Raw genomic sequence first — 10,334 nt, 5'->3', positions numbered from 1 at the left:
AAATGCTTCGCCCCTACTGACAACTGACAACTAACTAGTACAAGTTGGCGTAAATAACATGACCATTAAAAGCTCCGAAAATTTGATTGATTACAAGGCTTGAAAATGCTTCGTTCACTTACGCCACAGTGTACTAGTTAACATTTCCTAATTACTTAGTCATCTTTTTTCTGGCATTTTCCCACTTTTTCCGCAAGCCCTAATTATTAATTGACAATAAACCGGGGGGAGGAATAATTTCAACTCGACGATTTTCTAAATCAACAACAGGAACAATTTCCATCACAAAAGGAATTAAAACAGTTTTTTGTACTTTATCAGTTGTCAACTCTTCGTTATTAGTGATAAAAGCAGGATCAAATTTAACTTCCAATAAATCATGACCAGAAGGTAAGATATCCACCACCGTTCCCACAAATTCCCCAGATGATTGCATAAAGACCTGCAACCCTAGCAAATCTAACACATGAAATTCACCTTCATCCAATTCTGGTCGATCGCTCACAGGCACGAAAAACCGACAATCACGCATATTTTCAGCTTGATGGCGATCGCTCACTCCCTTCAATTTAATCACATAAAGATTCTTATTCTCAATATATCGCCCATTTAACAACTCCACAGTTTCAAGTTCCATTTCCCCTGGACGTAATAACCAGCGTTTTCCCGGTTCTTCAAAGCGTTCAGGAAAATCCGTATTAGGATAAACCCGCAACTCCCCAGTTAAACCTTGAGGTGAGACAATTTTGCCAATTTCCAACCAATCATCAAGATTGGGAATTGGGAATTGGTGATTGGTAATTGGTGATTGGTGATTAGGAACAGGTACTTTTTGAGCTTTTCCCCCTGCACCCTGCACCCTGCTTCCTTTCTTCTTCTTCTTCGTGTTCTTCGCTTCTTCGTGGTTCATTTTTATTACACACTTACAGCCGCACTTTGATAAACCCGTTCAGCAACTTTTGCTAAACGCTGCATACCAATAGTAATTTCCTCATCACTACCTGTTAAACTAATTCGCAGACATTGGTGTTTGTGTTCCCAGTCCTCCTTTAAACCAGGGAAGAAACTACTACCAGGGACAAGAATTACACCCACTTTCTTTAATTCCTGGTAAAATTCCCAATCAGTCATGGGTAGATCTTGCAACCACAACCAGCCAAAAATCGCCCCTTCACCACGATGTAAGAACCAGGGTATATTCTTAGGCATAGCTGCTTCTAGGGTACTTTCTAAGACATCAAACTTTTGCTGATAGAAAGGACGAATCACATTTTCCGCGATATTTGCTAATGTACCTGATTCTATCGCTCTAGCTGCGATCGCTTGACCATATCGAGAAGAATGAATTCCCACATTGGTTTGGAAACATTCCAAAACTTGAATCAGGTTTTCATCTCCAATGGCTACCCCAATCCGTTCTCCAGGCAAACCTGCTTTTGATAAACTCATACAGTGGAGAATATTTTCCCCAAATATCGGAGTCATTTCTGTAAAATTCAAAGCTGGGAAAGGAGGTGCATAAGCCGAATCAATCAATACAGGTACATGATGGGGTGCAGCTAAATCAGTGATTTTATTTACCTCATCATTAGTCAAAACATTACCCGTCGGATTACAAGGACGGGAAAAAATCACACAACCGGTATTTTCTGTAATCGCAAGTTGATTAAAATCAGGACGATATTTAAATCTATGTGCGGCTGTATCAATATCCAGAGTAGGTTTATAAGCAACCAAAGCTTCTGGGAACAAACAAACACCACCATAGCCAGTATAATCTGGACTTAACGGCAACACAATTTCTTTCAAATTGCCATCTTCAGTATAGCCACCAAAAGCATTAGCGGCGTAAAAATAGATAGTTTGACTACCCGCAGTAATTAAAATATTCCGCTCAGTTAAACTTAACCCATAACGCTGGTTAAAATCCTGAACAATCGCCTCAATTAATGGTGAATAACCTTGACTTGAACCATAACGACAAACAACTTCACCATATTCAGAACTGGCTAATAAATCTGCCGTACAATCCCGCCATAACTGTTCTACCTCTGGTAAAATCAACGGATTGCCAGCGCTCAAATTATATAATTCCTGTCCCTTACTAGCTCTGAGGGTTTCATTAATATCTTTCATAATCGCTCTTACGCCAGTTAAGTTGGACATTTGAGCGCCAATTTTAGTAAGGGCAGGTTTTATCATGTTTGTTACAGACTGAATTAATCGCAAAAGTGGTTAAATTAAAAGGTAGTTGCAGCTAAGACAAAATTTATTATAGTTGCCAAAACAGCCACTGCCTTTAACTAATTTAAACCAGTGAATGCGATTTTAACAAAATCTGATAGTCAATAAAGCCTCACCTTCAAGAATGGGAGATTTCTTTTGTATTAGGTACTAATGTACTATATGCTGGGTGAGTTAACAAGCAATTATTTAGGCTTGCTGATAGTCCCCGCCCTATAGAGGGACGGGGATTCTTGTTTCTTTGAAAACGGATTTTATGAAGTGGGTGGCTGTTCTGGGAACATACACTTATCAGAGTCGCAACCACTCGGTCCTGCTTCTGATAATTCTCCCAAGTCGTAACGACTTAGCGCCCCACAGAAATCATCTGTTCTGCGTCGGGCTTTGACTTCTTTAGATAAGCGTTCATAAGTGGCTTTGTCTATGGGTTCAAAGGGAAGACGGGGGAATGATTGCAAATCGTCAAACCGGGCTAACAGCGCAGCAGAAATATAGCCTTCATCATTTTGGATAGCTTCATAGATACGTGTTCCCAATAATTCAACTTCTTCAGAACGGAGTTCTAGGGTGGCTGAGGTGTTATGGGTGACGTAATGACTTTGGACTTGCATCACAAAATCTAGTTGGGCTAAAACGGAAAACTGAGATACATCAATGACATCAGCACCGGGTAAATCAGCCCAAGATACAGCGACGGGTATTTCTACTAACCATTCTGTACAGCGAGGATCAAAAGGATCATTAAGTAAGTTGCCGTTTTCATCTTTGTCAGATTGGGAAGGAATGACGTTGTAACCATAATCTATACAAGCTAGGGCTACGGGGTCATTTTTGCCAAAGGTAATCCGACGAATGAATCTTTGAGCTTTGGGGGGATGCCAACCGGGAGATGCTCCTGTTAAGAGGGATTTGGTGCCGGCTGGTTGCACGGTAGTACACCGGTTGGGGCGTTTGATCTGATGGCGATCGCAATATTCCCACACTACTTTATGAACTACATCTTTCCAGAAGTTGAGATATTTTTGTTCACCACGTTTAAAAATCAGTCCTTCAGGAGTTTCGGGTCTTCCTGCTTCCCACCACCGTAACCAATCTGTACCAAAAGCATGAACAAAGAAGTCAAATAAACCGGTAAATGATACACCGACAATGGGATCAAGTTCCCGGCTGTATTGATAGCGGGGTTCGAGAAATTGGTGATTTAACAGGGCGACGACGGAAAGCGCACCAGCGGTAAATGCCTCTTCTTGTTCTTTATAGTTGTCGGGGTCGAGTTGGTTTAAGTGTACTTCAGCCAAATTACAGTGGAAGTCAGCACCAATAATCTCCAGTTTTGTTATCCTAAAGGCTTTTTATCCTCTAGTTCTTGATTTTCGAGGTTGTCACAAGTTGTAACAACTTAATTCAATCAAGCTCGGCGTACATTTTCGCTTTGTAGCGTCAGGCACTCTTGGGGGAGTTATCGCTTCCTTATCGCTCATCCCCTACGCTCTACGGTGCTGGTGGTGTCCAGTTACCTCGGTATTAGCAAGTAAATCTTGTTATATAAGTTTGTAGAAAACTTACAAATTTATCTAAAAGACGACTTTGTTCTCAGCTTTCACCGATTTTGCCTGATTTTTATACGTGAGGCAAGTATTATAAAATACCACACGGGTTTAAACCATATCTACCTGTTCTATGTTCTAGCTCATTAGCATCAATTTCTGGGTGGCGTTCTTGTATCCATTTTTTAGCTTTTCCTTGCTCGTAAGCTTGCAAAAAGTCTTTTTTGATTTCTGGTGTAGTTAATAAATCAGCATTAGCTCTAGCAACTGCTTCACCAGCCCATTGAATTGCTCCTTCACCACTGTAATATTGTTTACGTACAGCAGCAATGGATTCTTCTAAGGTTGGTTTGCGGTGAAAGACTCGTGTATGGTTAGCCATCCGCAGAGAATCGCGTTCTGGATCTATACGCCAGTTACCTTCTGCGTCTTGTTGCCAGAGGTTATCTTTAGCAGTTGCGCCTTGTTCATCTTCAGAAAGGAATTGTCTCATACCCGCGCTCCTACGGATATTGCCAGCAACAATTGTGACAGCAGCTTCATCAATTAATAAACAGCATTCAACTGAATTTAATTGTCTGCCTATTGCCTTATTGAGAATAGAGGCGCAACGCTGATACAATCCAGGTAATTTTACAGGATTAGCCATACCGCCAAAGCCTTTGAGAGTTTCCCCAGATTGGCGGACATCGCTAATATCAACAATTACCTGAACGTCACCTGTATGGTCGGTGAGCGACCTGTCCTGAGCGCAGTCGAAGGAAGTCGAACCGAAGCGTTCATCTGTAGAAAGTTCTAAAAGAGTTTGATAGGATTTTACCCAACCTTCCCGGCTGTCTCCAACGTGGATAGTAGCGGTGTTAGCTTCTATATGGGTTTGTGTAAATTCACGACGCTGTGCTTGGGGTGTGCTGCCAATTTCACCTGTGATGGTGATATTGAGGCGATTACGGATAGAGGGAAGTTGATTAATATATTGTGGTTCGATGATCGCACCTGTCCCATTAAACTAAGCAACATTCTCACGAATGCTACTCGTCTCCAGAACCGGACATGAGACTTTCACCTCATCCGGCTCCTCAGAAAACATACCCTTGTCAAAAGGAACTACTCAGACTGCCATCCGTGGCTGTCTTTTTGTCATGGCAATGTTTATGCAATGCTTGAATATTATTGAACTTTCTTTTCCCGCCCAAGCTGATTGGTAGAATGTGATCTAGTTCAATTTGGTCTTCTGTTGTAAACGTTAGACCACAATGGACACATTTACCTTTCTGCTTGTGAAGGGTTTTTGCAAGTAGAGAGGGAATCTCTTTACTTTTTCCAGTTCTTGCTCCCCAGTAAACGAAATCACCGTTAAATGGTGAGGCCTCGCCTTTAACCTTAGTATGTCGGACAATTTTTGTCCAAGTGTGCTTTGAGAGAATATATCTTTCTTCGGTGTCCGGATTCATGTAACCAAACACCCAGTTATCTCCACCTACGGTCGTCCAGTATTTCTGTACCACCCACTTAGCCCCTTTATTGGGGTGTCTGTATCTTGCCCATGATGCCAACTTGAGATAAATCTTATTATTTAAGTCTCTAAAAGCATCTGTTGAGCAAGCAGATGAGTAGTAATTAGCCCATCCTTGAATGATAGGATTAAGCTTCTGGATTAGTACCTTTTGTGGTGCTGCCTTATGGGAGTCAATAACATCGGATATAACTTTGTAGTGGCTTTGTATCGCTTTCTTGCTTGGTTGGATGATTGTTTGGAAACCAAGGGTTTTTCCTCTTGATGTCCTTGCGCTCATCCCATTGTTGACTGGAAATTGTCGAATGTTAAAACCTAAAAAATCAAATCCAGGTTTTTCCCCTTCATATTCTTCAAAGGTGTGACAAATTCTGGTCTTGCTTGGTTTGAGTTCCAAACCAATGTCTTTTAAGAAACCTTCGATTACAGCTTTTGCCCCTAACACAACATTGATATCTTCGTGAATAATCACAAAGTCGTCTGCGTAGCGAATTAAACTGAGGGCATTGCGGTTTTGTTTTCTGCCATAGTTCCTCCGAGTAGGGAGGGTATTGGCGTATTCCTTAATGACCTCTTCCATACCGTGAAGGGCAATGTTTGCCAGTAGTGGGGAAATAACTCCACCTTGTGGCGTTCCCATTTTTGTTGGGAATAAATCGCGCCTATCCATAAAACCAGCTTTTAACCAGCTACGAATTAACCGTTTCATGGATGGGTATGTGTTTAGTTTGCTCAATAGCTTTTGATGATCAATGTTGTCAAAGCACTTGGAGATGTCGGCATCTAGCACGTATTTAGCTTTACAGTGTATTGCTAAGTAAATGGCTTCGATGGCATCATGTACTGCCCGTCCTGGTCTGAACCCGTAACTATTTGGCTCGAATTTGGCTTCCCATTCTGATTCTAAGGCTAATTTGGCGAATGCCTGATTAGCTCTGTCTGACATTGTGGGAATTCCTAGGGGTCGCTTTTCGTCTGTTCCTGGCTTTGGAATCCAGATTCTACGGGTTGGCTTTACCTTCCTAGTAGTTCCTAGACTGTTGGCTAATTCTAGACGTTGGGCATATCCAAGAGATTTTACGACCTCCACCCCTGCCGTGTTCTTGCCTTTATTGTCTTGGGTAACAGTTCGCGTTGCTAGTAGCTTGGCGTACCAGGATTTCATTAAGGTTTTCTGGAGTCTTCGCATTGCTTTGACATCACCACGTTGAGCAGCTTTATGTATGCGCTTTTGCAACTTAAACACCATCCGCTGGATTTTCTTCCAGTTGATGTTGTTCCATACCACCGTAGTCTTGAAACTCGTTTTAGTCGTCTTCATTGCTAATTGTACCTACATATATCTGTTTTCCGTGAGTCCGTCAGCGTATCCTACGCATTACCGTAGGCGTTAGCTTCTGACTCAATCTCGCCACATAGTTCATCCGGTTAGCACCTACTCAGGGATCGACCTTCCTGAGAGAATCTATGTGGTTACTTCGTTCCTGATAGTCATTGATTGAGAATTTAGGTTTCTACTGTTCACCGGGGTTACGAGTGGTGCAGACCAGACGGTTGTATTCTGGTCACTCTGCCCTTGCCTTTTGGCACAGCCTGTTAGTCCACTAAGCTGTTTTATATGTTCACGATGATTCAGACGTAGATTTGCTTTCGCTAACCATATTCTCTTGCTGGTTGGAGTCGAAGCCTGGACTGGCTTCTTACCACCGTTCATTCCCGCTTCACGGATTGATGGCTAGTCGCTACCGTGGGGAAAGTGCTTTCACCCTTGCACTTAGGGGGTTGGAATTCATCAGATTTTATTATGCTTTTCAAACAAACCATTGAATATTTCTATGATTTATCTGTACTAACTTTTGATAATCCAATGTCACCAACATGACTATCAAGTTGTCAAGGCTCTTACCTTTTGAGTAAAGTTACCTTGCGGCTAATCCTCTAAAACCCTTGCTGGGCTTAGTTTCTAGCCAACGAATCGCACACAGCCCATCATGGCTAGATCCATCATCAACCCAAAGGCACTCCAGTCTAAAAGGTTGGTAGAGGTGCAGTTATAAGCACCGGAGAAGTTTTTGGGTTTGGCTAACCAATCTGTGCCACCAACCCACATCCAGCGCCCACTGGGGAGGGATTTCATGTTTCGCTGCATCTTATCTAAAATGGCAGCTTCTTCACGGGTGAGTTTTCCCAGTTCTACTAAACCGCGTAAAGTGCGATCGCACACCTGATCCCATGTTTCTCTCAAACCTGCATCTGTCCGACGGCTGTAGGTTCTAAAAAACACGGGATTGGCTGCTGGAGCAGATTCTGGAAAAGCTGCACCCTGACGTTGACGTATGACTCCTACGTCGTCACGCAGGCTATCAAGTTCTTGAAGCATAATTTGAGTATGATTTCTTATGGACAAACTATGACTATACGCCAAGTAGATTTAAGATTAAAGATTGAAAATTTTACTACTTTGCGCTATAGCTTAGTCTGTGCCAATTATAACTATATTTTTGTTTTTTGTTTAAGTATAAAACCCCGACAGTGCATTATCAGGGTAATAGAATCTCAACTTTTTATCTGTCAGTTTTCGTAGAATAGGCTATCTATGTAATAGTGCTGTTTGTGTAATTTTTGCGTTGACTATTCATCAAGCAGAGATAGTAAGTAAAGATGCCAATTCATTTGTATTAGTTACAACTTGATTTAATTGCTCACTGAAATAGATAACTTCATAATTAGGTGCAAGTTCTTTTTGTAGTTGTTTCCACAAACTAATTCCTTCCTGTTCAAAAGCTGCTGCTGCTTCTGGACTCAAATCTGGTGAATTACCAGGATCTTGCCAATTTAATGTGGCATTATAAGCAGTTGCCCATTTTCTCAAATGGTTAATGGTTTCTTGGCTGAGGGGCAGTTTGGCTGGGTCAATGTTACCAACTTTGTCAGCATCTGCCCACCATAAAGGGTCGCACCCATAATCAGCCATTAGTTTAATTTTTATTGCCATAGCTACTACGGTGGAATTATGGTAATGAGGCTGGATTAGCTCCAACTATATAACCATTATCGCCTACTGTCACTGCTATATACTGCTTTTTTCCATTAAAGTTTACTTCATAGATTTTTCTTCGAGGTTCTACTGTTCCTTGATAACCAAGAAACATTCCACTGATTACAGCAGCCATAACAACATCGGCAATTTCATCTTCAGAAATTCCCCGTTTGGCAAAGTCTTCTTGATGTTTATCCAAAATGTGTAATAGTCCACTTCCTCTTTTACCAGGTTTTCCTTCTTCTAAAAAGACTATTTTGCCGTCAGCTTGTTTAGCAATCTTAACTATTTTTTCAGGAGTATGTTTAATGCCAAGTTGGACAAGTTCGGCAATCAAGGCTGATTTTTCGGCACTATTCATTTTTTTCCTTAAATTATTTACTTGAGTTTGTCAAATGCGATTACTACTGCTGTTGAAAAGTTTTTGATGCGTAGAGGTAGGGGTTTAGCAGTGCTAAACCCTTACTCAAAATTAAATTATTTCTTAGGTTTGGACATTGCTTCCAGTAATTCAGATATAGAGGCAAGCAATATCTTCACGAACCAAGTCATTGCAATAATCACTGCTACAGACACACCTCCATAGGTGAGTACAGGTATTATCTCTCCTGCATTGGGTTGTATAGGAGTATTTGTAGAATTAGCAGCTATCAGCCGATTGTCCACTTTTTGCGGGGTGTTCAGCGTATTTTGAACAATGATACTAGATGACTGATCTTTAACATTCGGAAGTTGTGGCTGGAAAATTCCAGTCTGATTGGCAGGTTTTTGGTTCATAATGATGGGTGAATTTTGTATTTAATGACCCTAGCTTTGATCAGAAGCTAGGGAATTTTTTTGCGTATCGTTGGAAAAGTAAGACTAGGTTGGAGTGCGCTGCATCTTGTCTAAAATGGCAGTTTCTTCACGGGAGAGTTTTCCCAGTTCTACTAAACTGCGTAAAGTGCGATTCCTACTGAGCGCTTCGCTATCGCATACCTGTTCCCATGTTTCTCTTAAACCTGTCTCTGTCCGACGGCTGTAGGTTCTAAAAAGCACTGGATTGGCTGCTGGAGCAGGTTCTGGAAAAGTTGCACCCTGACGTTGACGTTCAAGTAATTGAACCATGATAAAGTATGATTAGTTGCGGACAAACTATGACTATACGCCAAGTAAATTTAGGATTAAAGTACCATGCCTGTATTTGTATAAATTACAACTAATTTTTTGGTTAAGTATAAAACCCTGAAAGTACATTGCCAGGATAGTAAAGTCTCAAAGTTTTACCTATAGGTTTAGGAAAATAGGCTATCTGTGTAATACTGTCATTTGTTTAATTTTTTCACTGATTGGTATTAATTAAAAATGACACTAGCACCTTGGCGAAGTCTGATTACCCGCGCCCTACATAAAAATCGCAGCCTCGTTTATGCCCGCTATGTACAACTAGCAACAGTGCGGGAAAATGGTTTTCCTGCTAATCGTACCGTCGTGTTTCGCGGCTTTCTAGACGATACCAATCAGCTAAAATTTATTACCGATATTCGTAGTGAAAAAGCTGAACAAATATCAAAACAATCCGCAGCGGAAATTTGCTGGTATTTTCCCAACACTAGAGAACAATTTCGGATTACTGGAGAATTAATATTAATAAGTGCTGATTCTCACCCACATTTACAACCTGCGAGAATCAAAATGTGGCAAGAATTAAGTGATGCAGCTAGGTTACAATTTGCTTGGCCTATTCCTGGTGAGATGAGAGTACAAACACCGGAAGCTTTCACACCACCAGCACCAGACAATATTCAGCCATTAGAAAATTTTTGTCTATTATTACTTGAACCAGTACAAGTAGATCATTTAGAATTGCGGGGTGAACCACAAAATAGATGGGTTTATCAGGTTGATGATAATGGAGTGTGGTTAATCATGGATATTAATCCTTAATCTTTCGTGGTTTCAGTCCTCTTGCAGGCATTAGGTAAGTTGAAACTTTGCTAATGGAACT

The 10,334-nt window shown here is 41.2% G+C and carries 8 protein-coding genes and 3 pseudogenes; 1 reads left to right on the top strand and 10 read right to left on the bottom strand.

The genetic code is table 11. The features are described from left to right. Positions 1-199: 199 nt before the first annotated feature. The 10 genes and pseudogenes from rimM to FJR06_RS22505 all read right to left on the bottom strand — a co-directional run bounded on the left by rimM (position 200) and on the right by FJR06_RS22505 (position 9,454). Positions 200-910: a ribosome maturation factor RimM gene (gene rimM, locus FJR06_RS22550; RefSeq protein WP_015080569.1), complete on the bottom strand. Its 711-nt coding sequence runs from the start codon at positions 908-910 to the stop codon at positions 200-202. Positions 911-915: 5 nt separating this feature from the next. Further along, positions 916-2,199 (bottom strand): valine--pyruvate transaminase, encoded by a 1,284-nt coding sequence (locus tag FJR06_RS22545; protein ID WP_041458436.1) that lies wholly within the window; start codon positions 2,197-2,199, stop codon positions 916-918. Between the two features lie 299 nt (positions 2,200-2,498). Continuing rightward, positions 2,499-3,572, bottom strand: a pseudogene (nrdJ, locus tag FJR06_RS22540) (ribonucleoside-triphosphate reductase, adenosylcobalamin-dependent); the annotation flags it as partial. Positions 3,573-3,891: 319 nt separating this feature from the next. After that, positions 3,892-4,782: pseudogene (locus tag FJR06_RS22535) on the bottom strand (ribonucleoside-triphosphate reductase, adenosylcobalamin-dependent); the annotation flags it as partial. Positions 4,783-4,888: 106 nt separating this feature from the next. Next, on the bottom strand, positions 4,889-6,553 hold the full coding sequence (gene ltrA, locus FJR06_RS22530; RefSeq protein ID WP_235082041.1) for a group II intron reverse transcriptase/maturase: 1,665 nt from the start codon (positions 6,551-6,553) through the stop codon (positions 4,889-4,891). A gap of 735 nt (positions 6,554-7,288) precedes the next feature. Further along, positions 7,289-7,687: pseudogene (locus tag FJR06_RS22525) on the bottom strand (ribonucleoside-triphosphate reductase); the annotation flags it as partial. Positions 7,688-7,945: 258 nt separating this feature from the next. Further along, a complete protein-coding gene (locus FJR06_RS22520) occupies positions 7,946-8,302 on the bottom strand; it encodes a hypothetical protein (RefSeq protein WP_015080565.1) in 357 nt (118 codons plus the stop codon). A gap of 16 nt (positions 8,303-8,318) precedes the next feature. Beyond that, positions 8,319-8,708 (bottom strand): hypothetical protein, encoded by a 390-nt coding sequence (locus FJR06_RS22515; RefSeq protein WP_168652307.1) that lies wholly within the window; start codon positions 8,706-8,708, stop codon positions 8,319-8,321. A gap of 116 nt (positions 8,709-8,824) precedes the next feature. After that, positions 8,825-9,124 (bottom strand): hypothetical protein, encoded by a 300-nt coding sequence (locus tag FJR06_RS22510; RefSeq protein ID WP_039202596.1) that lies wholly within the window; start codon positions 9,122-9,124, stop codon positions 8,825-8,827. An 84-nt stretch (positions 9,125-9,208) separates the two neighbouring features. After that, a complete protein-coding gene (locus tag FJR06_RS22505; protein WP_168652306.1) occupies positions 9,209-9,454 on the bottom strand; it encodes a hypothetical protein in 246 nt (81 codons plus the stop codon). Between the two features lie 237 nt (positions 9,455-9,691). Between FJR06_RS22505 and FJR06_RS22500 the strand changes: the two genes are divergently transcribed. Continuing rightward, positions 9,692-10,273 (top strand): Npun_F5749 family FMN-dependent PPOX-type flavoprotein, encoded by a 582-nt coding sequence (locus FJR06_RS22500; protein WP_168652305.1) that lies wholly within the window; start codon positions 9,692-9,694, stop codon positions 10,271-10,273. Positions 10,274-10,334: the final 61 nt, after the last annotated feature.

The organism is Dolichospermum sp. UHCC 0352 (assembly GCF_009711925.1).
Lineage (GTDB): Bacteria > Cyanobacteriota > Cyanobacteriia > Cyanobacteriales > Nostocaceae > Dolichospermum > Dolichospermum lemmermannii.
This window is presented reverse-complemented; position numbering and strand designations above follow the sequence as displayed.

What these genes read in the sequence shown, in the direction of transcription:
- rimM (WP_015080569.1), bottom strand. Translation starts at nt 910, where the DNA reads ATGAACCACGAAGAAGCGAAGAACACGAAGAAGAAGAAGAAAGGAAGC.
- FJR06_RS22520 (WP_015080565.1), bottom strand. Translation starts at nt 8,302, where the DNA reads ATGGCAATAAAAATTAAACTAATGGCTGATTATGGGTGCGACCCTTTA.
- FJR06_RS22515 (WP_168652307.1), bottom strand. Translation starts at nt 8,708, where the DNA reads ATGAATAGTGCCGAAAAATCAGCCTTGATTGCCGAACTTGTCCAACTT.
- FJR06_RS22510 (WP_039202596.1), bottom strand. Translation starts at nt 9,124, where the DNA reads ATGAACCAAAAACCTGCCAATCAGACTGGAATTTTCCAGCCACAACTT.
- FJR06_RS22505 (WP_168652306.1), bottom strand. Translation starts at nt 9,454, where the DNA reads ATGGTTCAATTACTTGAACGTCAACGTCAGGGTGCAACTTTTCCAGAA.
- FJR06_RS22500 (WP_168652305.1), top strand. Translation starts at nt 9,692, where the DNA reads ATGACACTAGCACCTTGGCGAAGTCTGATTACCCGCGCCCTACATAAA.